Genomic DNA, 22,708 nt, shown 5'->3' with positions numbered 1-22,708 from the left:
CATGGCTGACACCGCGCCCGCCGAGGGCGACTTCACCCCGCAGGAGCGGGAGCGCGGCCGCGCGCTGCGCCGCGCCCGGCTGCCGTGGGCGCTGGGCGGGCAGTTGGCCTCGCTCGCGCTGAGCGCCGTCCTCGGGTTCACGGCCGCCGGGGCGGGCCTGGTGAGTGCCGTCGGCGGCTGGTTCGGCGGCGGTTGGGCGGCCGAGGTGCTGGCGGGCGCGGCGGCGCTGGTGCTGCTCGGACGGGTGGTGACGCTGCCGTTCTCGGCCCGGGTGCGGGCGGTCTCCGCCCGGTACGGCCTGGTCACCCAGGGCTGGGCCGGCTGGGCGGTGGACGCGCTGCGCGGCACCGGCGTCGCGCTCGCCCTGTTCCTGCCGCTCGCACTCGGCCTGTACGCGCTGATCGGCCGCTCGCCGGACCACTGGTGGCTGCCCGCCGCGGCCGCCGCCGCACTGCTGACCGTCGCGCTGTCCTTCCTGCACCCGCTGGTCTTCGAACCGCTCTTCAACCGCTTCTCCCCGCTGCCCGACGGCGAACTGCGCACCGCCCTGCTGGAGTTGGCCCGCCGCGACGGCATCGCGGTGCGCGACGTGCTGGTCGCCGACGCCTCCCGCCGCACCACCGCGCTGAACGCGTACGTCTCCGGCTTCGGCCCGACCCGGCGGATCGTCGTCTACGACACCCTGCTGTCCACCGCGCAGCCGCGCGAGATCGAACTCGTCGCCGCCCACGAACTCGGCCACGTCAAGCACCGGGACGTCGCCACCGGCACCGTCCTCGGCGCGCTCGGCGCGGCCGTCGTCGTCCCGGTGCTGGCCGCGCTGCTCGCCTGGCGCCCACTGCTGGACGCGGCCGGCGCCGACACCGCCCAGGACCCGCGCTCGCTGCCGCTGCTGGCCGCGCTGGCCGCCCTGCTCGGCGCGCTCAGCACCCCCGTGCAGTGCGCGACCAGCCGCCGGATCGAAGCCCGCGCCGACCGGCACGCCCTCGAACTCACCGGCGACGCACCGCAGTTCATCGCCATGCAGCGCCGCCTCGCGGTCGCCAACGTCGCCGACCCGTACCCGCCCCGCGCCGTCGAACTGCTGCTCGCCACCCACCCCAGCACCGGCCGGCGGATCGCCGCCGCCCGGAACTGGCTCACCGCCCGGGAGGCCCGGTGACCCGCCCCCTGTTGATGCTCGACGTCGACGGCCCGCTCGCCCCGTACGTCGGCAGCCCCTACCGCCGCCCCGAGGGGTACCTCACTCATCGCGTCCCGGTGCGCAGTTGGCGCGAACGCCAGCACGCCGCGGGCATCCGCAACCCCAGGCCGCTGCGGGTCTGGCTGCACCCCGACCACGGCCCCGCCCTGCTCGCCCTGCGCTACGAGCTGGTCTGGGCCACCACCTGGAAGGACGAGGCCAACGAGCACCTCGCCCCGCTCCTCGGCCTGCCCGAACTCCCGTACGTGGACTGGCCGTCCATGCACCACGACGATCCGGACGGGCTGCACTGGAAGACCCGCCACCTGGTCGCTCACGCCGCCGGACGCCCGTTCGCCTGGGTCGACGACGAGATCGAACCCCGGGACACCGCCTGGATCGCCGCCCACCACCCCGCCCCGGCCCTGACCCTGACCGTCGACCACCGGTGCGGCCTGCGGCCCGCGGACTTCGCGCTGCTCGCCGACTGGGCGGAGGTGAACGGGAGTTGAGGATCGCCACGCTGCACCGCCACCCCGTCAAGTCGCTGCTCGGCGAAACCGTCCCCCGGGCCCGGATCGACGCGCACGGCCTCGACGGCGACCGCCGCTACGCCCTGCTCGACCTCACCGACGGCCGGATCGCCAGCGCGAAGGAACCCCGCACCTGGCGCCGCCTGCTCACGCTCCGCGCGGAACGGCTGGAGAACGGGGTGCGGATCACCGGGCCGGACGGCACCGCGCTCGACGACGCCGGGATCTCCGCGCTGCTCGGCCGCCCCGTCCGGCTGATCGACGAACGGCCGCCCGGCACGGTGCTGCACCGCTCGGTGCCCGAGCAGGTGCTCGCCGCCGGGATCGACGCCGAAGTCGAGCACACCGTCCAGGACTTCGGCGCGGCGGCGGAACCCGGCAGCTTCTTCGACTTCGCCCCGCTGCACCTGATCACCACCGCGAGCCTGGCCGGCACCCCCGCCGCCCGCTACCGGCCCAACCTGGTGATCGAGCACGACGGGCCGCCGTACGCCGAGAACGCCTGGGTCGGCCGCGAACTCGCCGTCGGCCCCGAGCTGCGACTGCGCGTCATCGCCGCCACGCCCCGCTGCGCGATCCCCACCCTCGCGCACGGCCCGCTGCCCCCGGACCCGGAGGCCCTGCGCCGCCCCGCCCGGGAGAACCGGGTCCACCCGCTGCCCGGGATGCCCCCGCTGCCGTGCGTCGGCGTGTACGCGCAGGTCGTGGCGCCGGGGACGGTCGGGGTGGGGGACGCGGTCGCGCTGCGCTGAGCGAGCATGCACCACCAGGGGCTCGGGGAACGGCGAGGCCCAGGCTGCTGACGGTTCACTGCCGCCCAGCGCATCGGCTTCCGGTTCTCTTGAAGACACGCAGCAGCACGGACCTTCGATGGGCTCCGGCCTTCAGCAGCACGGACTCGCCGTTCCCCGAGCCCCTGATGGTGGATCCCGCCGTTGTTACCGAGCCCCTGGCGGTGCATGCTCCCGTAGGGCGGTGAGGAAGGCGTCCGTGGTGGCCGGGTCGCGGACGGCGATGCGGAGCCAGTCGGGGCCGAGGCCGGGGAAGGTGTCGCCGCGGCGGACGGCGTAGCCGGCTTCGCGCAGGCGGGCGCGGACGGTGGTGGCGCCCGGGAGGTGGACCAGGACGAAGGAGGCCGCCGGGGTGCCGTGGACGCGCAGGCCGGGGACGGTGGCGAGGCCGGCCAGCAGGTGGGCGCGGTGGGCGGCGGTGGTGCGGGCGGCCTGCTCGGCCTCGGCCAGGGCCGCGGGGGCGGAGCAGATCTCGGCGGCGGCCAGCGCGGGCGTGGAGACCGGCCACAGGGGTTGCGCGGCGGCGAGCGCGCTGACCAGCGGGGCGGGGGCGAGCAGGTAGCCGATCCGCAGGCCGGCCAGGCCCCAGGTCTTGGTGAGGCTGCGCAGCACGACCACGTCGCCGGGCAGGTCGCGGACGGCGGCCAGGCTCTGGGTCTCGCCGGGGTCGGTGTCCATGAAGGCTTCGTCGACGACCAGGGTGCGGCCGGGCCGGGCCAGCTCGGCGAGGGCGGCGGCCGGGTGGAGGATGGAGGTGGGGTTGGTGGGGTTGCCGGCCACCACCAGGTCGGCGTCCTCGGGGACCGCCCCGGGCAGCAGGCGGAAGCCCTGCTCCGGCGTGAGGAGGGCGCGGTGGACGGTGTGCCCGGCGTCGCGCAGCGCCGCCTCGGGTTCGGTGAACTGCGGGTGCACGACCACCGCGCGGCGCGGCCGCAGGACCCGGGCGAGCAGCACGAACGCCTCGGCCGCGCCCGCGGTGAGCAGCACCTCGCCGGTCGGGCGGCCGTGCCGGGCGGCGACCGCGGCGCGGGCGGCCGTGCCGTCCGGGTAGGCGGCGAGGTCGGCGAGGGTGGCGGCCAGGTGGGCGTGCAGCCAGGGCGGCGGGGTGCCGGTGCGGACGTTGACGGCGAGGTCGACCAGCCCGGCGGCGCGCACTTCGGCGTCGCCGTGATGGCGCAGATCGGGCTGCTGGTTCACCTGTTGTCCTCCTGGGGAGCCTGGGGGCGGGGCGGCGAGCGCCGCGGTGGCCGAGGCGGTCGCGGTGCGCGGGGCGAGCAGGTGTGCGCCGGGTCCGGCCGTGACCAGCGCGGCGGCCTCGGCGACGCTGGGGGTGCCGACCGCGGCGGCGACCCGGGCGGAGCCGCCGGGGACTTCGGCGGCGGCCAGCACGGCGGCCGGGTGGCCGGTCAGTGGGACGCCCAACTCCCGTACGGCGGCGCGCAGTCCGGGTTCGAACAGCTTGCTGTCGAGGGTGGCGGCCCGGGTGACGGCGGTGCGGTCGAGGCCGAGTGCGGCGAGGGCCGCGTCGGCGGCGCGGAGCACCTCGGCGGCTGGGGTGCCGCGCCGCAGGCCGAGGCCGAGCACCACGCCGTGGGCGCACGCCGGGGGGTGGGGTGCGCCGTCCACGTGGTGCTCGGCCCTCCCTGTCCGTTCCGTTCCGTGCGGCCCGGTCCGGTGCCGCCGCCGGGCCGTGGGAATCCCACCATGTCGGTCCGAGCAGGGTCAATCGGGACAGCTGTGAGAAGCGTCGCCCGGCTGGCCGAAAAGCGCCGGGGAGCCGAAGTTGCACAGCCAACCGTTCGCCTGTTCTTCACGTCGGGCGGCATTCGTCCGTCACGGAGGCGGCCCTAGCGTTTCCGGCGCTCCACCACCCTTGTCCCGTACATTGCTTCTCCCCGGAGGACTTCTGCCATGTCCGTTCAGCTCAGCCGTCGTGCCAAGCGCCGCCTGACCGCGATCGGCAGCACCGTCGCCCTCACCGCCGCCTCGCTGGGCCTGTGGGCCGCGACCGGCTCCACCGCGCAGGCCGCCGCGCTGCCCACCCCCGACCACGTGATCGTCGTGGTGATGGAGAACCACGCGTACAGCCAGGTCATCGGCAGCTCCAGCGCCCCCTACCTGAACAACACGCTGAAGGCCGGCGGCGCCAACCTGACCCAGTCCTACGGCCTGACCCACCCGTCGGAGCCGAACTACTACATGCTGTTCTCCGGCTCCAACCAGGGCCGCACCGACGACAGCTGCGTGGGCGTCGGCTCGAAGAGCGCCGCCAACCTGGCCTCCGAGCTGATCGCGGCCGGCAAGACCTGGGGCTCGTACAACGAGGGCCTGCCCAGCCAGGGCTCCACCGTCTGCTCCAACTCCAGCACCAAGTACGCGCAGAAGCACAACCCGTGGTTCGGCTTCTCCAACGTGCCGACCAACACCGCGTACACCATGGCCCAGTTCCCGACCGACTACACCACGCTGCCGAAGGTCTCCTTCGTGGTGCCGAACCTGTGCAACGACATGCACGACTGCTCGGTGACCACCGGCGACACCTGGCTCAAGAACAACCTGGGCGCCTACGCGACCTGGGCGCAGACCCACAACAGCATCCTGATCGTCACCTTCGACGAGGACAACAGCCTCTCCGGCAACCGGATCCCGACCGTCGTCTACGGCCAGCACGTCACCCCGGGCTCCAGCAGCGCCACCACCTACAACCACTACAACGTGCTGCGCACCCTGGAGGACCTGGCGGGCCTGAGCACCCACGCGGGCAACGCCGCCTCCGCCGCCGACATCACCGGCATCTGGAACTGACGCCTGATGTACCTCGCGGACGCCCGCTCCACCAAGAGTGACCGCGCCGCGGACGCCGCCCCGGACGCCGGTCCGGGGCGGCGCCCCGCCGCCGCCGTCACCGCCGCCGTTCCCGGCACCGTGCTCGCGCTCGGCGCGGTCAGCCTGGTCACCGACGTCTCCTCCGAGATGGTCAGCGCGGTCCTGCCGCTGTACGTGGTCACCGCGCTCGGCCTGTCCCCGCTGGGCTTCGGCCTGCTCGACGGCATCAACAACGGCGTCGGCGCGCTGGTGCGCCTGCTCGGCGGCCACCTCGCCGACCGCGGCGGCCGCGGCCACAAACTGGTCGCCGGACTCGGCTACGGCCTGTCCGCGCTGTGCAAGCCGCTGCTGCTGCTGGTCCACACCCTGCCGCTGATCAGCGGCGTGCTGGCGGTCGACCGCACCGGCAAGGGCCTGCGCACCGCCCCGCGGGACGCGATGATCTCGCTGGCCACCGCCCCCGAGCACCGCGGCCGGGCGTTCGGCGTGCACCGCGCGATGGACACCACCGGCGCGCTGATCGGCCCGCTGCTGGCCTTCGCCGTGCTGCGGATCGCCGACGACCGGGCCGAACGCTCCAGCTACGGCGCCGTGTTCACGGTCTCCGGCTGCGTCGCGGTGCTCGGCGTGCTGCTGCTGGTGCTGTTCGTCCCGGGCCGGATCACCCGGGCCGGCCTCCCGGCGGCCGACGCCTCCGCGCCGAAGCCCACGCTGCGCGACGCGCTCGCCCTGCTGTCCCGGCCCGCGCTGCGCCGGCTCACCCTGGCCGCCGTGCTGCTCGGCCTCACCACCGTCAGCGACTCCTTCCTCTACCTGCTGCTGCAGCGCGAACTCGACCTGCCCGCGCACCTGTTCCCGCTGCTGCCGCTCGGCACCGCCGCGGTGTTCCTGCTGCTGGCCGTCCCGCTCGGCCTGGTCGCCGACCGGATCGGCCGCCGCACCCTGTTCCTGCTCGGCCACGCCGTCCTGCTCTGCGGCTACGCGGTCGTGCTGTCCCCGCTGCACGGGGTGCCCGCCGCGGCGCTGGTCCTGCTGCTGCACGGCACCTTCTACGCCGCCACCGACGGCGTGCTGGCCGCCGCCACCGCCGCGACCGTCCCCGACGGCCAGCAGGGCGCCGGCCAGGCCCTGGTCGGCACCGGGCAGGCGCTGGCCCGCTTCGCCTGCTCGCTGGCCTTCGGCGCCGCCTGGTCGCTGTGGGGCCCCCGCCCCGCGCTGGCCGTCACGGCGGCCGCCCTCGCCGTCACCGCCCTCGCCGCGACCCGGCTGCTGCGCGACCCGGCGGCCGCCACCGGCCCCGCCGCCTGATCCACTGCCCGACCCACTGCCCGACCCGCCGCCGCCTGACGTCCCGCCACTGCCCCCACCCGCCCGCACTTTCCACCCGGAGGGCCTCCCGATGACCGCTCCCGCCACCGCCGACCCCGTCTCCGAGCAGGCGCCCGGACCCCGGCCGGACGGCACCTCCCCGCTGCGCCGCAAGCTGCTGGTGCTGCTGGTCGCCGTGCTGCTGCTGGCCGGGGTCGGCACCGGCACCGTGTGGTACGCCGCGCAGCGCTCCGACCGCCGCGACCAGGAGCAGGCGGGCGGCCCGCCGGTCAGCGAGGGCCCGCTCTCGCTGGACGCGGCGGGCGGCCGCCGACTGCTGCTGCGCAACCTGGCCTGGGGCCCGCACCGGGACGAGATCGCCTCGGTGCCCGCCGACGCCCCCGACGGCCCGCGCACCGCGTCCGGCGTCAAGTGCCTGCGCTTCCACGCCGCCGCGGGCACCGGCATCTGCCTGCAGGCCGAGCACGGCGCACTGGACGACACCTACCACGCCTCGGTGCTGGACTCCTCGCTGCACGAGCTCAGGCGCTTCCCCGCGCCGGGCATCCCGACCCGGGCCCGGGTCTCGCCGTCCGGGCACCTGGTCGGCTGGACGGTGTTCGTCAGCGGCGACTCGTACGCGGGCACGAACTTCTCCACCCGCACCGCGATCGTCGACACCCGGACCTGGCAGTTCTACGACAACCTGGAGAACTTCCAGGTGATCGAGGACGGACACCGGGTCCAGGCGTCCGACGTCAACGTCTGGGGCGTCACCTTCGCCGACGACGGCTCCTTCTACGCGACGGTCGCCACCGGCGGCCGGACCCACCTGGTCAAGGGCGACCTGGCCGCCCGCACCCTCACCACCCTGCACCAGAACGTCGAGTGCCCCTCGCTCTCCCCGGACGGCACCCGGGTCGCCTACAAGAAGCGGGTCGAGGGCGCCGACCCGGCCGCCCCCTGGCGGCTGTACGTGCTGGACCTGGCCACCATGACCGAGACCGCGACCGCCGAGCAGCGCAACATCGACGACCAGGCGCTGTGGTCCGACGACCACACCCTGCTCTACTCGATGCCCGGCGACTACGGCTCCGACCTGTGGACCGTCCCCGCCGACGGCACCGGCACCCCCGCCGTCCTGGTCCGCTCCGCGGTCGCCCCCGCCTACCTGGGCTGACGTCCGGCCGCGGGGAAGCGGAGCCCCGGGCCGCCGGTCGCGCTTCCCGCTGACCGGCCGTCAGGCGCGGCGGGCGCGCCAGCGGTCCATCATCTGGGCCAGCTCCACCCGCAGGAAGCCGAAGAACTCCAGCGACTCGGCGAGCCGCCGCCCCGCCGGGGTGTCCTCGCCGAGGGCGGCGATGCCCTCGACCAGGCCGGTCTCCCAGCGGGCCAGGGTGCGGTCCCGGTTGGTGGTGGCCTCGTACCAGACGTGGTCGTGGATGCGGTAGTGGTCGCGGCGGGAGCCGGGCTCGTGCTCGCGGCGGACCAGGTCGACCTGGACGAGGTAGCGGACCGCGCCGGACACCGCGGCGGGGGAGACCCGGAGCAGCTCGCCCAGTTCGGCGGAGGTCAGCCGTCCGGAGTCGGAGGTCAGCAGCGCGGTGAACACCCGGGCGGGCATCCGGGGGAACCCGGCGTCCACCAGCACGGCGGCGAACCGCTCCACGAACTCGCCCACCACCGCCGGATCCCGCCGCCCGACCCCGTCCGTCCCGACCCCGTCCGTCCCGCCCACGCCGCCCGCCTTCCGCCGTCCCGCACACCCCTGACACCGCGAAGATCCAGGGCTTTCAGTAACTTCACGAATTTGTGAAACCAGAGTAGCTTCGGTCTCATGACAACCGCCATCTCGGTGTCCGGCCTGGTGAAGACCTTCGGCCGCACCCGCGCCCTGGACGGCTTGGACCTCACGGTCGAGCAGGGCGAGGTCCACGGGTTCCTGGGGCCCAACGGCTCCGGCAAGTCCACCACCATCCGGGTCCTGCTCGGCCTGCTGCGCGCCGACTCCGGCACGGCCGCCCTGCTCGGCGGCGACCCCTGGCGGGACGCGGTGCCGCTGCACCGCCGACTCGCCTACGTCCCCGGGGACGTGACGCTGTGGCGCAACCTCTCCGGCGGGGAGGCGATCGACCTGCTCGGGCGGCTGCGCGGCGGACTGGACCCGGCCCGCCGGGCGGCGCTGCTGGAGCGCTTCGAACTCGACCCGACCAAGAAGGGCCGCACCTACTCCAAGGGCAACCGGCAGAAGGTCGCGCTGGTCGCCGCGTTCTCCTCCGACGTCGACCTGCTGATCCTGGACGAGCCGACCTCCGGACTGGACCCGCTGATGGAGGAGGTGTTCCGCGAGTGCGTCGTCGAGGCCCGCGACCGGGGCGCCACCGTGCTGCTCTCCAGCCACATCCTGTCCGAGGTGGAGGCCCTGTGCGACCGGGTCTCGATCATCCGGGCCGGCCGCACCGTGGAGACCGGCACCCTCGCCGACCTGCGCCACCTCACCCGCACCTCGATCGACGCCGAACTGGCCGGCCCCCCGCCCCGCCCCGACTACGTCCACGACCTGGCCGTGGACGGCCACCGGCTGCGCTGCCAGGTCGACACCGACCGGCTCGGCACGCTGCTCACCGAACTCAACGCGGTGGGCGTGCGCACCCTGGCCAGCCGCCCGCCCACGCTGGAGGAGCTCTTCCTGCGGCACTACGAGAACGGCGGCGGGAGCGAAGACGGGAGCGGTGGCGGGGCCGACGACGGGAACGGCGGCGGGAGCGAGGGCGGCCCCGGCGGCGAACCCACGGCGGCGGTCGTCCGATGAGCGGCCGGGTCCTGAACGCCCCCGCCCCCGTCGCCACCACCCCCGCCGCCCCCGGCGGCCACGACCTGGCGGGCACCGGCGTCCTCTACCGCCTCGCCCTGCGCCGCGACCGGATCGCCCTGCCGGTGTGGGTGTACGTCGGCACCGGCATGGTCGCCTCCACCGTCTTCTCCTTCCGCAAGCTGTACGGCGACGAGGCGTCCCGGCGGACCTTCGCGGCGGGCATCGACGGCAACGGCTCGCTGCGCGCCCTGTACGGCCCGATCTTCGACGGCTCCACCACGGGCGGGCTGACCGCGTGGCGGATGGGCGTGTTCGGGGCGGTGCTGGCCGGGCTGATGTCCACCCTGCTGGTCGTCCGGCACACCCGGGCCGAGGAGGAGGACGGCCGCCTGGAGCTGATCGGCGCGGGCGCCGTCGGCCGCCGGGCCCCGCTGACCGCCGCGCTGGCCGCCGCGCTCACCGCGAACGCGGCGCTGGCCGCGCTGGTCGCCGCCGCCCTGCTGGCGGCCGGTCAGGACGCGGCCGGCGCGGCCGCCTTCGGCCTCGCGCTCGGCTGCACCGGCCTGTTCTTCGCCGCGCTGGCCGCCGTCACCGCCCAGCTCGCCGAGACCGGACGGGCCGCCAACGGCCTGGCGGGCGCGGCGATCGGCGCCGCCTTCGTGCTGCGCGCCGTCGGCGACTCGGGCGCGGGCACCGGCTGGGTCGGCTGGCTCTCCCCGCTCGGCTGGTCCGAGCAGGTCCGGGCGTTCGCCGGGAACCGCTGGTGGGTGCTGCTGCTCCCGCTGGCCGGGGCCGCCCTGCTCACCGCGCTGGCCCGGGCCCTGGTCGCCCGCCGCGACCTGGGCGCCGGACTGCTCCCGCAGCGCCCCGGCCCGGCCGCCGCCGCCCCCGGCCTGGCGAGCGCCGCCGCGCTCGCCCGCCGCCTGCAGCGCGGCCCGCTGCTCGGCTGGACGCTGGCCCTGGCGGTCGCCGGCGCGGTGTTCGGCGGCGTCGCCAAGGGCGTGGTCGACCTGATCGGCGACAACCGGCAGATGGCCGACGTGCTGGCGCGGATCGGCGGCCGGGACGGTGTGCTGAACGCCTACCTGTCCAGCATCGCCACCGTGTTCGGCATGGTCACCGCCGTGTACGCCGTCCAGGCGGTGCTGCGGATGCGGGCCGAGGAGGTCTCCGGCCGGGCCGAACCCGTGCTGGCGGGCGCGGTCTCCCGGCTGCGCTGGGCCGCCGGGCACCTGCTCTTCCCGCTGCTCGGCACCGCGCTGCTGCTGGCCGCGGCCGGTGCCGCGGCGGGCCTGGCCGAGGGGCTGGCCCTGGGCGGCGGCACCGGCGGGGCGGTCGGCCGGATGCTCGGCGCGACGCTCGTCCAGCTCCCCGCGGTCTGGCTGACCGCGGCCGTCGCCCTCGCCGGGTACGGCCTGCTGCCGCGCTGGGCGGCGGCGGGCTGGACCGGCTTCGGCGTGTTCGTGCTGGTCTCCTGGCTCGGCCCGATCCTCCAACTGCCGCAGGGCGTGCTCGACCTCTCCCCGTTCAGCCACCTCCCGCACCTGCCCGGCGGGCCGGTCGAGGCCGCCCCGCTGCTGTGGATCACCGCCCTGACCGCCCTGACCACCGCCGCCGCCCTGGCGGGCCTGCGCCGCCGCGACCTGGGCTGAGCCGGCCGGGGCTGAGCCGCCCCGGGCTGAGCCGATCCGGGCCGGGGCGACCGGGCCCGGGGCGATCCGGGGCGAGGCGTCCCCGGGCCGGGTCGCCCCGCGCGCCCGCCGTTCCGCGCGCACCACGGGCCTCACCCGGCCTTCGGGCAGAGCGCGTCCCGCGCGGGGCGGCGGCCGGTGGCCAGGAACTCCGTCACCAGCGCGTCGCCGCAGGCGTTCCCGTTCGCCAGGTAGGCGTCGTGGCCGCCGGAGTCGACCGCCACCATCCGGGCCCGGTCGCCGAAGGCGGCACGCAGCTTCAGCGCGCCGGAGTAGGGGGTGGCCGGATCCCGGAGGTTCTGCACCAGCAGGACGTTCGACGGCCCGCGGGAGTCGATCCGCACCGGCGGTTCGGCGGGCTTCCAGGGCCAGAACGCGCAGGGCGTCACGTTGACCGGCATGCCCGCGGTGAGCGGGTGCGCGGCCCGGTCGGCGGCCACCGCCGAGGCGTACGAGCCCGGCTCGCGCGGCCAGGACACGTCGTTGCACAGGGTGGCGAGCGAGACCGAGGTGCCGTTGCGCACCGCGGCCTCCGGCGCGCCGTCGGGGGCGGGCAGCGGGCGGCGGCCCCGGGCGGCCTGGACCAGCTCGGCGAGCCGGGGGAACTTGGCGTCCGCGTACAGGCTCTCCAGCATCGCCGAGCGCAGCGCGTTGCCGTCCAGCTGCTCCGGGTTGGCGCCCGGCCAGGGCAGCGGTGCGCCGTCCAACCGCTCGGCGGCGGCCAGGTAGGCGGCGCGGACCTGCTCCGGGGTGTCGCCGAGCCGGTGCTCGCCCGCGGCGGGGGAGGACGCCCAGGCCGCGAAGTCCGGGAAGCGGTCCGCCACGCCGGTGGCGTAGTTGGCCAGCCAGCCGCGCTCCACCCTGGTCGGGTCCGGGTCGTCGTTGCTGTCCAGCAGGACCCGGTCGGTGCGGTCGGCGAACAGCGTCGCGTACACCGCGCCCGCGTAGGTGCCGTAGGAGACGCCCCACAGCGAGATCCGGCGCTCGCCGAGGGCCTGCCGGATCCGGTCGACGTCCCGGGCCTCGTTGCGGGTGCTGATGCTGCGCACCAGCTCCCCGCCGTCGGCCGCGCAGGCCGTGGCCATCCGCCGGGCGGTGGCCAGGTTGGCGTCGATCCCGCCGTCGGGCGCGGGCCAGGGCAGGGTGTGGCTGTGCGCCAGGTCGGCGTGGTCGAAGCCGCAGTCGAGCGGGGTGGAGCGGCCCACGCCGCGCGGGTCGAAGCCGATCAGGTCGTACCTGTCCAGCACCGAGCGGGGGAGGCGCCCGGCGGCGCTGCTCGGCCCGTTCAGGCCGGAGCCGCCCGGACCGCCGGGTATCAGCACCAGCACCCCGCGCCGCAGTTCGGGCCGGGCGGTGGAGATCCGGGAGACCGCCAGCGAGACGGACGGCCCGTCGGGCCGCGCGTAGTCGAGCGGGACGGTGAGCTCGGCGCACTGCTGCCGGGCGTCGGGCGTGCCGGCCGGGCACGCGCCCCAGACCGGCCGGTCGGCGGCGGGGGAAGTGGTGGGCGCGGCCGGGGCGAGCGGTGCGCCGAGGCCGAGCAGGACGGTGGTGGCGGCGGCGAGGGCGGCGCCCCGGTGGAGGATTCGCATGCCGCAAGTCTTCGCCCCGGACCCCGGGCCGCACGATCCCGCCAGCCTCCGTCTTCTCCCTGCGGCCCGCTCCAGGGAGCGCACTGCAGCCAGCCCCACCATGGAGGTTGACGATGCCTCAGGTGGAGCTGAAGACCGGTCAGGACGCGGCGCGGACCGTCACCACCGGCTCGTGGCGCACCGGGAAGTTCACCGAGGAGGCGATGAAGCAGTCCCGGGACGCCGGGCCGTGCAGGGCCACGGCCCGCTCGCGCATCGGCTCCGCGGCGATCTCGATCCGCGGCCGGAGCACCGCCTCGGTGAACCGGCCGCCGTTGCCCTCGGTGACCATGGTGCCCTCGGCGTCGTCCGCGTAGGACAGCACGACGACGCCGTTGAGCGCGCAGTGGTGCAGGTAGGAGAGCATGTGGCACTGGGCGAGCGCGGCCAGCAGCAACTGCTCCGGGTTCCACCGGGAGCGGTCGCCGCGGAAGGCCGGGTCGGAGCTGCCGAGGATGTCCGGCACCCCCTCCGCCGACACCGTGTGGTCCCGCCGGTAGGAGCGGTAGTGGTCGGTGCCGGTGCCGAGGTCGCCCGTCCACTCGACCCGGACCGCGTAGTGGTGCGCGGGGGAGAAGGCCATGCGGGTCACTCCTTGTCGTCGTCCGCGGTCGGCCGGTCGGCCGCGCGGGTGTCCAGGACGTGCCGGCGGGCCGCCGCCGCGGCGGCGGCCGGGTCCCCGGCGGTGATCGCGTCGAGCAGGTCGCGGTGCTGGGCGTCGACCACGTCGGTGCGGGCGGGCGCGTGCAGGGAGCGCAGGGTGGAGACCTGGATCTGGTCCCACAGCCGGTCCAGGGCGTGCAGCGCCACCGGGTTGGCGGCCAGTTCGGCGATCCGCCGGTGGAAGCCCCGGTTCAGCCGCACCGCCTCGGTCAACCGCCCGTCCGCGGTGGCCCGGTGGGTGCGGTCGGCGAGGGCGGCCAGCTCCGCCAGCTCGGCCGGGGCGAGCCGTCCCGCCCGCTGCCGCTCGGCCGCCAGTTCGGCCGTCAGCGCCTCCAGCGCGGCCCGCACCCGGTAGACCTGGGACAGCTCCTCGTCGTCCAGCCGCACCACCCGCAGGCCCCGCCCGGCTCCGGCCAGCAGCCCGTCCGCGGCCAGCGCCCGGAACGCCTCCCGCACCGGCGTCCGGCTCACCCCCAGCGCCTCGGCGACCTCCACCTCGCCCACCCTCGCCCCCGGCGGGTAGTGGCCGTCCAGGATCAGTTCCCGCAACCGCAGGCGGGTGCTCTCGGTCTGCACGGGCCCAGCGTAGAGCTCTGCATGCACTGCATGCAACGGTCGCGGACGGGGCCTCCGGACGCGGCGGGGTAACCCGTTGGGACGCGGACGGTGCGGTCCGCTATATTCGCGCAGCCTCGACCCGTACCACTCGCAGGGGGGAACACCCAATGCCGTTCGACCAGGAGCGACCCGGGAACGACGGCCCGGACGGCGCTCGGGACGACGCCCCGGCCGCCCCGCCCGCGCTCTCGCTGGAGAAACCCGCCCCCGCCCCGGTTCCGGCCCCGGCCGCGGTCTCGTTCGCGAAGCCCGGCATATCCGGCGGCGACGACTCCGGGCGGGCCGCCGACGGCACCGACACCGACCCCCGGATCGGGACCGATGGTGACACCGGCAGCGGCACCGACGGCGACGGCGACACCGACGCCGCCCGGCCCGCCGCCCAGGAGGCGCCCGCCGCCCCCGCCCCTGCTCCGACCGCTGCCCCCGCCCCCGCTCCGACCACCGTCGAGGCCGCCGTCCCGGCCCCGGTCACCGTCCCGGCCCCCGCCGCTCCCGAGGGCCCGGCCCCCGCCGCCGTCCCGGCCGCCGCCAACCCGTGGGCCGCGCCCACCGGGGCGACGCCGCCCGGCGCGCCCCAGGCTCCCGGCGCGGCGCAGGCCCCCGCCGGGCCCGCCACCGCGGCCAACCCGTGGGCCCCCACCGGCTTCCACCAGCCGTGGGGGAACGGCACGGCCCCGCCGCCCCAGCAGGGCGCGCCCCAGTACCCCGGCCAGTACGGGATGCCCGGCTACCCGGTGTACCAGCAGCCGTCGCGGGCCGGGTACACCAACGGCCTGGCCATCGCCACGCTGGTGGTGAGCTTCCTGTGCTACCTCGGCATCCTCGCCATCGGCCTGGGCGTCGCCGCGCTGGTGCAGATCAAGCGCACCGGCGAGCGCGGCAAGGGCCTGGCGGTCTCGGGCATCGTGATCGGCGCGGTCTGGCTGCTGCTGCTGGTCCTGGCGATCGTCGGCAACACCGTCTACTTCCACACCGACACCCGCGGCGGCTCCTCGGGCAGCAGCGGCGGGCTGGCGCCGGACTCGGCGCTGCGGCTGAACGCCGGCGACTGCGCGGACCTGAGGTTCGACACCGCGGTCAAGAAGTCCGACTGCTCGCTGCCCCACAACGCCGAGGCGTTCTGGAGCAGCGTGTCCACCACGACGGGCGGCTACCCGGGGGCGAGGAAGCTGGAGGAGGAGGCCAAGCAGCTCTGCTCGCAGCACGTGGACCAGTACGTGATGGACCTGTGGTCGATCCCGGACACGACGGGCATGCCGGCCTCCTACCCGGACCGGGAGACCTGGAACGAGGTCGGCGGCCGCCAGATCGTCTGCTACCTGAAGTCGAGCAAGCCGACCACCGGTTCGCTGCGCAAGGACCGCAGCAACCTGACCTCCGACCAGGTGCAGTTCCTGGAGGCCACCAACCAGCTCGACCGGCTCTGGGTCGACGAGCCGGACGAGGACCTCGACGTCGCGGACGACCCGGAGGCGTTCCGCGCCTGGGCCCGGAAGCTGGCCGCCGGGGCCGACGCGCAGTCCTCGGCGCTCGGAACCGCGCACTGGCGCGGCGTCGACCAGGCGACCGTCAGCCGGCTGGTGCAGGAGACCGCGGTCGCGTCCCAGCACTTCCGGGCCGCCGCGGTCGCCCAGGACAGCGGCACCGTCGAGGACGAACTGTCGACCGGCTACCAGCACCTCGGCGAGGAGTACATCATCGACCTGCGCCGCGCCCTGGAGCTGACCACCCTGGACGAGGAACCGGGCAAGCCCTCCTCCGGCCAGGCGGTCTGACCCGCGGCAGCCCGACGGGGTCGTGGCACCGGCTCTCCCGGAGCCGGTGCCACGACCCCGTCGGCGTCAGCGGCCCCGCTCGGCCGCCCACGCGGCGGCCTGCCGGACCAGCCGGGACGGCAGCGCGGGCGCGCCCGTCCAGTGCAGGTGCAGGTACGAGGCGTGCACCGAGCCGTGCAGGTGGCCCTCGGTGTGCGGTCCGGCGGGGGTGCGCCAGCCCCAGGCGGGGGAGGGGCCGGCCGCCGGGTCGGCGGCGGTGCGGTGGAACTCGTGGCCGCGCACCCGGGAGCCGGCCACCGCCAGCGGGGAGTCGGCGAGCGCCACCGCCTCCCGGTAGCCGAGGGTCAGCCGGGGGGTCATCCGGGCCGTGGCGTCCAGCACCCCGCACATCGGCAGGCCGTCCAACTCCCGTCCCAGGTACAGCAGTCCGGCGCACTCACCGACCACCGGCGCCCCGCTCGCGGCCAGCTCGGCGACCGCCGCGCGCAGCGCCGCGTTGGCGCTCAGCTCGGAGACGTACACCTCGGGGAAGCCGCCGCCGATCACCAGCGCCGCCGTCCGCTCCGGCAGCCGCTCGTCGTGCAGCGGGTCGAAGGGCACCACCTCGGCCCCGGCGGCGGCCAGCAGTTCGGCGTTCTCCGCGTACGAGAAGGAGAACGCCGCGCCGCCCGCCAGGGCGATCCGCGGCCGGGGGCCGGCCGTCGGCTCGACCTCGGCCGCCGCGTCCCAGGGGGCCGCGGTGAGCGGCGGGGCGGTCCGGGCCAGCGCCAGCACCGCGTCCAGGTCCACTGAACGGCCGACGAGTTCGCCCATCTCGCGAACCGCCCGCAGCGCCTCCGCGGAGCGCTCCACGGCCGGGACCAGGCCCAGGTGCCGGGAGGGCGTGTCGACCGCCCCGGCCCGGCGGACCGCGCCCAGCACCGGCACGCCCGAGCCCTCCTCCAGCGCCTCGCGCAGCAGCGTCTCGTGCCGGTCCGAGGCGACCTTGTTCAGGATCACCCCGGCCAGCCGGACCTCCGGGTCCCAGGACGCGAAACCGTGCACCAGCGCCGCCACCGACCGGGACTGCGAGGAGGCGTCCACCACCAGCACCACCGGCGCCCGCAGCAGCTTGGCGACCTGCGCGGTGGAGGCCAACTCGCCCCGCCCGGCGGCCCCGTCGTACAGGCCCATCACGCCCTCGACCACCGCGACGTCCGCCCCGGCCGCGCCGTGCGCGAACAGCGGGGCGATCCGCTCCGGGCCGCTCATCCAGGCGTCCAGGTTGCGGCCCGGGCGCCCGGCGGCCAGCGCGTGGTAGCCGGGGTCGATGTAGTCGGGGCCGACCTTGTGCGGGGAGACCTCCAGCCCGCGCGCGGCCAGCGCCGCGATCAGGCCGGTGGCGACCGTCGTCTTGCCCGCCCCGGAGGACGGCGCGGCCACCACCAGCCGCGGGATCACGTTGCTCAACTCGCTACCACTCGATACCGCGCTGGCCCTTGCGGCCCGCGTCCATCGGATGCTTCACCTTGGTCATCTCGGTGACCAGGTCGGCCAGTTCGGTCAACTCCGCGGGCGCGTACCGGCCGGTCACCACCACGTGCTGGCTGCCGGGGCGCTCCCGCAGCACCTCCACCACCTCCGCCACGTCGATCCAGCCCCAGTGCAGCGGGTAGGTGAACTCGTCCAGCACGTAGAACCGGTACGTCTCGGCCGCCAGGTCCCGCTTGACCTGCTCCCAGCCCTCCCGGGCCGCCTCCTCCGAGGACTCGATGTCGCGCTGCACCCAGGACCAGCCCGAACCCATCTTGTGCCAGGCCACCGTGCCGCCCTGCCCGGACTCGCCGAGCACCCGCAGCGCGTTCTCCTCGCCGACCTTCCACTTCGCCGACTTCACGAACTGGAACACCCCGACCGGCCAGCCCTGGTTCCAGGCCCGCAGCGCCATCCCGAACGCCGCCGTCGACTTCCCCTTGCCCGGCCCGGTGTGCACCGCCGTGATCGGCAGCGTCCGGCGCTGCCGCGTCGTCAGGCCGTCGTCCGGGACGTTCTCCGCCACTCCCTTGGGCATGCCGCTCACGCCGCCTTTCGCGTCGTCGTCGTCCGTGCTTCCCGCACCAGCGAGGCCACGCCCTCGGCCCGCAGTTCGTCCAGGCTCACCGCGTCACCGTTCAGGTGCGCGGCCAACTCCCGTGCCAGACCCAGCCGGACGGGTCCGGACTCGCAGTCCAGCACCACCGCGGCCACGCCCTGCGCGGCCAGCAGGCCGGCCGCCCGGCGGGCCCGCGGCAGCGCGTCCTTGCCGCCGGTGGCCCGGCCGTCGGTCACCAGCACCAGCAGCGGGCGCCGGTCCGGGTCGCGCAGCCGCTCCACCCGCAGCACCTCGTGCGCCCGCAGCAGGCCCGCCTCCAGCGGCGTCCGGCCGCCGGTCGGCAACTGCTCCAGCCGGGCCGCGCCCACCTCCACCGAGGAGGTCGGCGGCAGCGCCAGCTCGGCGCCCGCGCCCCGGAAGGTCACCAGGCCGACCTTGTCGCGGCGCTGGTAGGCGTCCATCAGCAGCGACAGCACCGCGCCCTTGACCGCGGTCATCCGCTGCCGGGCCGCCATCGAACCCGAGGCGTCCACCACGAACAGCACCAGGTTCGACTCCCGGCCCCGGCGCACCTGCTCGCGCAGGTCGTCCCGCCGCAGCACCAGCGCCCGCCCGGCCCGCCCGCGCGCCACCTGGTGCGGCGCGGCCGCGCGCAGCGTCGCGCTCAGGTGCAGCCGGGACAGCCGCCCGCGCGGCCGGCGGGCCCGGATCGTGTGCCCGGCGTCCGTCTCGGCGGGCGAACGGCGGCCCTGCGCGCCCCGGCCGGTGCCGTCCACCTTGAACAGCCTGGTGCGGTACGGCTGGTCGGCCGCGACCGGCGCCGACTCCCGTGCGCCGCCCGGGCGTTGCCGCGGGGGAGCGGGGGACTCGTCCGAACTCGCCTCCGCAGAAGGGGCGTTGGGCTCACCGGGTTCCGGCGCACCGCCACCGCCGCCGTCCGGGCCGCCGCCGTCCGGGCGATCGCCATCAGGACCGCCGCCGTCCGGGCCGTCGTCCTCCGGCCCGTCCGTCGGCCCGTCCTCCGGTTGCCGGTGCTCGGCCAGCGTCCGGTCCAGCTGCTCCTCGTCCAGCCCCGGCGCGTCGAACGGGTTGCGCCGCCGCCGGTGCGGCAGCGCCAGCCGGGCGGCCGTCCGGACGTCCTCCTCCCGCACCTCGGTGCGTCCCGCCCAGGCGGCCAGGGCCACCGCGGTGCGGGCCATCACGATGTCCGCGCGCAGGCCGTCCACCTCGAACGCCGCGCACACCGCCGTGATCTGACGCAGCGCCAGATCGGAGAGCTGCACGCTCGGCAGCAACTCCCGTGCGGCGGTGATCCGTTCGGCCAGCTCCCGCTCGCGCTCGTCCCAGCGCGCCGCGAAACCGGCCGGGTTGGCGTCGTACCCGAGCCGCCGCCGCACCACCTCGGCGCGCTCGTCCGGGTCCCGGGTGGCCGCGATCTCCACCGTCAGGCCGAACCGGTCCAGCAGCTGCGGCCGCAGCTCGCCCTCCTCCGGGTTCATCGTCCCGACCAGCAGGAACCGGGCCGCGTGCCGCACCGACACGCCCTCCCGCTCCACGTACGAGCGCCCCATCGCCGCCGCGTCCAGCAGCAGGTCCACCAGGTGGTCCTGGAGCAGGTTGACCTCGTCGATGTACAGCACGCCGCGGTGCGCCTTCGCCAGCAGCCCCGGCTCGTACGCCTGCACGCCCTCGGCGAGCGCCCGCTCCAGGTCCAGCGAGCCGACCACCCGGTCCTCGGTGACGCCCACCGGCAACTCCACCAGGAACGAGGGCCGTTCGGCCGCCGGCGCCCCCTGGTGCGGGCCGTCCGGGCAGTGCGGGTCCGGCGCGGCCGGGTCGCAGGAGAACCGGCAGCCCGGCACCGTGGCGATCGACGGCAGCAGGCCCGCCAGGGCGCGCACCATCGTCGACTTCGCCGTCCCCTTCTCGCCCCGCACCAGCACCCCGCCCACGGCCGGCGAGACCGCGTTCAGCAGCAGCCCCAGCCGCAGGTCGTCCATGCCCACGATCGCCGTGAACGGATAACGGGCCTCGGTCATTCGGCACTCCCCATCTCCAGCGGGGCCGGGGCCCCGGGCGGCACGAACGGCAGACCCGCCGGTGCCCCGTTCTCGATCAGCTTCCACAGCGCGTCGGTGTCGGTGTGCTCGGCCACCAGGTCTCCCAGCGCGTCGAGTTGGCGCTCGCGGGCGGCGGCGAACGAGGTGTCAGGCGCCGGGACGAACGCCCGGCCCGCGGCGCGGGCCACCTCGGTCAGGAAGGCCCGGCGGAAGGCGTCGTTCTCCAGCAGGCCGTGCCAGGTGGTGCCCCACACCGCGCCCGCCCGGCAGCCGTCCAGCGGCCGCCCGGCGGCGTCCGTGACGAACGGCTCGCCGCCCTCCACCGTCACCACGCCGTGGTGGATCTCGTAGCCCTCCACCGGCTCGCCCAGCGCCACCCCCGACGGCCGGGCCAGCACCTTGTCCGCGCCGAACACCACCCGGGTCGGCAGCAGCCCCAGGCCGTCCACCGCACCGGACGACTTCGACTCCACCGGGTCCACGACCTCCCGGCCCAGCATCTGGTAGCCGCCGCACACCCCCAGCACCGGCCGCCCGGCCGCGGCCCGGGCCGCCAGCGGCTCCGCCAGGCCCCGCTCGCGCAGCCAGGCCAGGTCCGCGACGGTGGCCCGGGTGCCGGGCAGCACCACCAGGTCGGCGTCCGCCAGCTCCTCCGGGCCGGTCACCCAGCGCACCAGCACGCCCGGCTCCTGCGCCAGCGCGTCCACGTCCGTGAAGTTCGACAGCCGCGGCAGCCGCACCACCGCGACCCGCAGCACCTCCGCGCCCACCGGCCCGCCCGCCGCCGGACGGGACGCCACCGCGGCCAGGCCGAGCGAGTCCTCCGCGTCCAGCCACAGGCCCGGCAGCATCGGCAGCGTGCCCAGCACCGGACGGCCGGTCAGCCCGCGCAGCATCTCCAGCCCGGGCTCCAGCAGCCGGGCGTCCCCGCGGAACTTGTTGACGATCCAGCCCGCGACCAGCGCCTGGTCGCCCGGCGACAGCAGCGCCAGCGTCCCGAACATCGACGCGAACACCCCGCCCCGGTCGATGTCCCCGACCACCACGACCGGCAGCCGGGCCGCCGTCGCCAGGCCCATGTTGGCGATGTCCCCGTCCCGCAGGTTGATCTCCGCCGGGGAGCCCGCGCCCTCGCACACCACCACGTCGAAGCGCGCCCGCAGGTCCGCCAGGCACTCCAGCGCCCGCTCCAGCAGCACCGGCTTGCGCTCCCGGTAGTCCAGCGCGCCGACCTCCGCCACCGGCCGGCCCAGCAGCACCACCTGGCTGCGCCCGTCCGCGCCCGGCTTCAGCAGCACCGGGTTCATCGCCGCCTCCGGCGCCACCCCCGCCGCCTGCGCCTGCATCGCCTGCGCCCGCCCGATCTCCGCCCCGTCCGCCGTCACGAACGAGTTCAACGACATGTTCTGCGCCTTGAACGGCGCCACCCGCACCCCCTGCCGGGCCAGCCAGCGGCAGATGCCCGCCGTCACCACGCTCTTCCCGGCATCCGAGGTCGTACCGGCCACCAACAGCGCGCCGTTCACGGCAGAACTCCTTCGAGGAAGTGGAGGGGGAGGGACGCGGGCACGCCGGAGCCCAGCCCGGACGAGGGCAGTCGCAGCGGCGGGTTCACCCGCGCCGCCGCCCGCCCCGGGTCCGCCCGCCCAGCGCCCGCAGGGCGAGCGTGGTCGCCAGCGCCAGCGCGCCGACCCGGCGCGAGAGGCGGCAGGCCCGCTCGATGTCGGCCGCGCCGACCGGCGGCAGCTCCGCGCCCAGCACCGGCCGGTGCTCGACCCGCTCGCCGTAGCGCAGCGTCCCGCCCAGCCGCACGCCCAGCGCGCCCGCGAACGCCGCCTCCGCCTGGCCCGCGTTGGGGCTCGGGTGCGCGGAGCCGTCCCGCCGCCAGACCCGCCAGGTCCGGGCCGGGGCGCCGGACGCGGCGACCGCCAGCAGCGCGGTCAGCCGGGCCCCCGGCCAGCCCGCGACGTCGTCCAGCCGGGCCGACGCCCAGCCGAAGCGCCGGTAGCGGGCCGACTTGTGCCCCACCATCGCGTCCAGCGTGTTGACCGCCCGGAACGCCAGCAGCCCCGGCACGCCCGCGACGCCGCCCCACACCAGGGCGTTGACCACCGCGTCCGCGGTGTTCTCGGCGACCGACTCGACCACGGCCCGGGCCACCTGCCGCTCGTCCAGGCCGGACGGGTCGCGCCCGCACAGGTGCGGCAGCCGCTCCCGGGCGCCCGCCAGGTCGCCGTCCGCCAGCGAACGTCCGATCGCCGTCGCCTCCCGGGTCAGCGACGTCCCGCCCAGCACCGTGAAGGTGGCCGCCGCGGCCAGCGCCCCCGCCGCCACCGGCGCGCGCCGCACCGCCCGGACGGCCAGCGCCGCCGCGCCCGCGCCCGCGCCGACCGCGAGCGCCGCGTGCAGCGCCCCGGCCCCGCGGTGGTCGCGCCACAGCCGGCGCTCCAGCCGGGCCGCGGCGGTGCCGAACAGGGCGACGGGGTGTCCGCGCCGGGGGTCTCCGAGCCGGGCGTCCGCGAGGTATCCCGCGACCGCGCCCACCAGGTACGGGGCAGCCCCCATGGCGTCGTGTCCTCACTCAGGGTCCGCGCCCTGGATCGACGGAACGGGGGCCAGAGTCTCCTGACTTCCGGTCACCCCCGCGCGGGGTGTCCGGTCACAGTGGCGGGACCGCGCCGGACTCGCACCGGCTTCCTCTGCTTGCCTCCGTTTGGCCCGAAGATCCCACCACGCCCGG

19 protein-coding genes and 1 riboswitch are annotated in these 22,708 nt (G+C 76.3%); of the genes, 9 read left to right on the top strand and 10 right to left on the bottom strand.

Features of this window, described 5'->3' with window-relative positions; translation table 11 throughout:
* Window position 1 precedes the first annotated feature (1 nt).
* From ABD345_RS13810 to ABD345_RS13800, 3 genes are read left to right on the top strand one after another with little or no spacing between them, the layout of a single operon-like run.
* Window positions 2-1,162: a M48 family metalloprotease gene (locus tag ABD345_RS13810; protein ID WP_344552310.1), complete on the top strand. Its 1,161-nt coding sequence runs from the start codon at window positions 2-4 to the stop codon at window positions 1,160-1,162.
* Window positions 1,159-1,695, top strand: coding sequence for an HAD domain-containing protein (locus ABD345_RS13805; protein WP_344552309.1), 537 nt, complete (start codon window positions 1,159-1,161; stop codon window positions 1,693-1,695). The genes ABD345_RS13810 and ABD345_RS13805 overlap by 4 nt, the downstream gene beginning before the upstream one ends.
* Window positions 1,692-2,468, top strand: coding sequence for an MOSC domain-containing protein (locus ABD345_RS13800; protein WP_344552308.1), 777 nt, complete (start codon window positions 1,692-1,694; stop codon window positions 2,466-2,468). Before ABD345_RS13805 ends, ABD345_RS13800 begins: the two co-directional genes overlap by 4 nt.
* A 186-nt stretch (window positions 2,469-2,654) precedes the next feature.
* On the opposite strand, the gene cobC is transcribed toward ABD345_RS13800, so the two are convergent.
* Window positions 2,655-4,133 carry an Rv2231c family histidinol phosphate aminotransferase CobC gene (gene cobC, locus ABD345_RS13795; RefSeq protein WP_344552307.1) on the bottom strand — a complete coding sequence of 493 codons (1,479 nt, stop codon included), beginning with the start codon at window positions 4,131-4,133 and terminating at the stop codon, window positions 2,655-2,657.
* A 285-nt stretch (window positions 4,134-4,418) separates the two neighbouring features.
* On the opposite strand from cobC, the gene ABD345_RS13790 reads away from it, so the two are divergent.
* The 3 genes from ABD345_RS13790 to ABD345_RS13780 all read left to right on the top strand — a co-directional run bounded on the left by ABD345_RS13790 (window position 4,419) and on the right by ABD345_RS13780 (window position 7,821).
* Window positions 4,419-5,312 (top strand): alkaline phosphatase family protein, encoded by an 894-nt coding sequence (locus tag ABD345_RS13790; protein ID WP_344552306.1) that lies wholly within the window; start codon window positions 4,419-4,421, stop codon window positions 5,310-5,312.
* A 6-nt stretch (window positions 5,313-5,318) separates the two neighbouring features.
* Window positions 5,319-6,641 (top strand): MFS transporter, encoded by a 1,323-nt coding sequence (locus tag ABD345_RS13785; RefSeq protein ID WP_344552305.1) that lies wholly within the window; start codon window positions 5,319-5,321, stop codon window positions 6,639-6,641.
* 91 nt (window positions 6,642-6,732) lie between these two features.
* On the top strand, window positions 6,733-7,821 hold the full coding sequence (locus ABD345_RS13780) for a TolB family protein (protein ID WP_344552304.1): 1,089 nt from the start codon (window positions 6,733-6,735) through the stop codon (window positions 7,819-7,821).
* A 60-nt stretch (window positions 7,822-7,881) separates the two neighbouring features.
* On the opposite strand, the gene ABD345_RS13775 is transcribed toward ABD345_RS13780, so the two are convergent.
* Entirely contained in the window at window positions 7,882-8,379 is a 498-nt protein-coding gene (locus ABD345_RS13775; protein ID WP_344552303.1) for a GbsR/MarR family transcriptional regulator, read from the bottom strand.
* Between the two features lie 99 nt (window positions 8,380-8,478).
* On the opposite strand from ABD345_RS13775, the gene ABD345_RS13770 reads away from it, so the two are divergent.
* A complete protein-coding gene (locus ABD345_RS13770; protein ID WP_344552302.1) occupies window positions 8,479-9,453 on the top strand; it encodes an ABC transporter ATP-binding protein in 975 nt (324 codons plus the stop codon).
* Entirely contained in the window at window positions 9,450-11,108 is a 1,659-nt protein-coding gene (locus tag ABD345_RS13765) for an ABC transporter permease (RefSeq protein WP_344552301.1), read from the top strand. The genes ABD345_RS13770 and ABD345_RS13765 overlap by 4 nt, the downstream gene beginning before the upstream one ends.
* Before the next feature lie 131 nt (window positions 11,109-11,239).
* Here the strand turns inward: ABD345_RS13765 and ABD345_RS13760 are convergent, their stop codons facing one another.
* The 3 genes from ABD345_RS13760 to ABD345_RS13750 all read right to left on the bottom strand — a co-directional run bounded on the left by ABD345_RS13760 (window position 11,240) and on the right by ABD345_RS13750 (window position 14,017).
* On the bottom strand, window positions 11,240-12,739 hold the full coding sequence (locus ABD345_RS13760) for an alpha/beta hydrolase (protein ID WP_344552299.1): 1,500 nt from the start codon (window positions 12,737-12,739) through the stop codon (window positions 11,240-11,242).
* Window positions 12,740-12,878: 139 nt separating this feature from the next.
* Complete coding sequence (locus ABD345_RS13755; protein WP_344552298.1) at window positions 12,879-13,361, bottom strand: OsmC family protein; 483 nt, start codon at window positions 13,359-13,361, stop codon at window positions 12,879-12,881.
* Between the two features lie 5 nt (window positions 13,362-13,366).
* Entirely contained in the window at window positions 13,367-14,017 is a 651-nt protein-coding gene (locus ABD345_RS13750; RefSeq protein ID WP_344552297.1) for a GntR family transcriptional regulator, read from the bottom strand.
* Between the two features lie 149 nt (window positions 14,018-14,166).
* Here ABD345_RS13750 and ABD345_RS13745 point away from each other — a divergent pair, with 149 nt between their 5' ends.
* Entirely contained in the window at window positions 14,167-15,837 is a 1,671-nt protein-coding gene (locus tag ABD345_RS13745; protein WP_344552296.1) for a DUF4190 domain-containing protein, read from the top strand.
* Between the two features lie 66 nt (window positions 15,838-15,903).
* Here the strand turns inward: ABD345_RS13745 and ABD345_RS13740 are convergent, their stop codons facing one another.
* The 5 genes from ABD345_RS13740 to ABD345_RS13720 form a co-directional block, all read right to left on the bottom strand.
* Window positions 15,904-17,277, bottom strand: a complete 1,374-nt coding sequence (locus ABD345_RS13740) for a cobyrinic acid a,c-diamide synthase CobB (protein ID WP_425556812.1) — start codon at window positions 17,275-17,277, stop codon at window positions 15,904-15,906.
* Window positions 17,278-17,290: 13 nt separating this feature from the next.
* The gene (gene cobO, locus ABD345_RS13735) at window positions 17,291-17,887 is read right to left on the bottom strand and encodes a cob(I)yrinic acid a,c-diamide adenosyltransferase (RefSeq protein WP_344552294.1); all 597 of its coding nucleotides are present in this window, start codon (window positions 17,885-17,887) and stop codon (window positions 17,291-17,293) included.
* Between the two features lie 5 nt (window positions 17,888-17,892).
* The gene (locus ABD345_RS13730) at window positions 17,893-19,947 is read right to left on the bottom strand and encodes a putative cobaltochelatase (protein ID WP_344552293.1); all 2,055 of its coding nucleotides are present in this window, start codon (window positions 19,945-19,947) and stop codon (window positions 17,893-17,895) included.
* Complete coding sequence (locus tag ABD345_RS13725) at window positions 19,944-21,494, bottom strand: cobyric acid synthase (RefSeq protein ID WP_344552292.1); 1,551 nt, start codon at window positions 21,492-21,494, stop codon at window positions 19,944-19,946. Before ABD345_RS13725 ends, ABD345_RS13730 begins: the two co-directional genes overlap by 4 nt.
* Window positions 21,495-21,579: 85 nt before the next feature.
* Entirely contained in the window at window positions 21,580-22,533 is a 954-nt protein-coding gene (locus tag ABD345_RS13720; protein WP_344552291.1) for a cobalamin biosynthesis protein, read from the bottom strand.
* 31 nt (window positions 22,534-22,564) lie between these two features.
* Window positions 22,565-22,694, bottom strand: a riboswitch (cobalamin riboswitch).
* Window positions 22,695-22,708 lie beyond the last annotated feature (14 nt).

The sequence above is a fragment of the Kitasatospora saccharophila genome (assembly GCF_039529925.1).
Classification (GTDB): domain Bacteria; phylum Actinomycetota; class Actinomycetes; order Streptomycetales; family Streptomycetaceae; genus Kitasatospora; species Kitasatospora saccharophila.
The sequence above is the reverse complement of the archived record's forward strand: the minus strand, read 5'-3'. Positions and strand labels throughout refer to the sequence as shown.

What these genes read in the sequence shown, in the direction of transcription:
- ABD345_RS13810 (WP_344552310.1), top strand. Translation starts at nt 2, where the DNA reads ATGGCTGACACCGCGCCCGCCGAGGGCGACTTCACCCCGCAGGAGCGG.
- ABD345_RS13790 (WP_344552306.1), top strand. Translation starts at nt 4,419, where the DNA reads ATGTCCGTTCAGCTCAGCCGTCGTGCCAAGCGCCGCCTGACCGCGATC.
- ABD345_RS13785 (WP_344552305.1), top strand. Translation starts at nt 5,319, where the DNA reads ATGTACCTCGCGGACGCCCGCTCCACCAAGAGTGACCGCGCCGCGGAC.
- ABD345_RS13780 (WP_344552304.1), top strand. Translation starts at nt 6,733, where the DNA reads ATGACCGCTCCCGCCACCGCCGACCCCGTCTCCGAGCAGGCGCCCGGA.
- ABD345_RS13770 (WP_344552302.1), top strand. Translation starts at nt 8,479, where the DNA reads ATGACAACCGCCATCTCGGTGTCCGGCCTGGTGAAGACCTTCGGCCGC.
- ABD345_RS13765 (WP_344552301.1), top strand. Translation starts at nt 9,450, where the DNA reads ATGAGCGGCCGGGTCCTGAACGCCCCCGCCCCCGTCGCCACCACCCCC.
- ABD345_RS13760 (WP_344552299.1), bottom strand. Translation starts at nt 12,739, where the DNA reads ATGCGAATCCTCCACCGGGGCGCCGCCCTCGCCGCCGCCACCACCGTC.
- ABD345_RS13755 (WP_344552298.1), bottom strand. Translation starts at nt 13,361, where the DNA reads ATGGCCTTCTCCCCCGCGCACCACTACGCGGTCCGGGTCGAGTGGACG.
- ABD345_RS13745 (WP_344552296.1), top strand. Translation starts at nt 14,167, where the DNA reads ATGCCGTTCGACCAGGAGCGACCCGGGAACGACGGCCCGGACGGCGCT.
- cobO (WP_344552294.1), bottom strand. Translation starts at nt 17,887, where the DNA reads ATGCCCAAGGGAGTGGCGGAGAACGTCCCGGACGACGGCCTGACGACG.
- ABD345_RS13730 (WP_344552293.1), bottom strand. Translation starts at nt 19,947, where the DNA reads ATGACCGAGGCCCGTTATCCGTTCACGGCGATCGTGGGCATGGACGAC.
- ABD345_RS13720 (WP_344552291.1), bottom strand. Translation starts at nt 22,533, where the DNA reads ATGGGGGCTGCCCCGTACCTGGTGGGCGCGGTCGCGGGATACCTCGCG.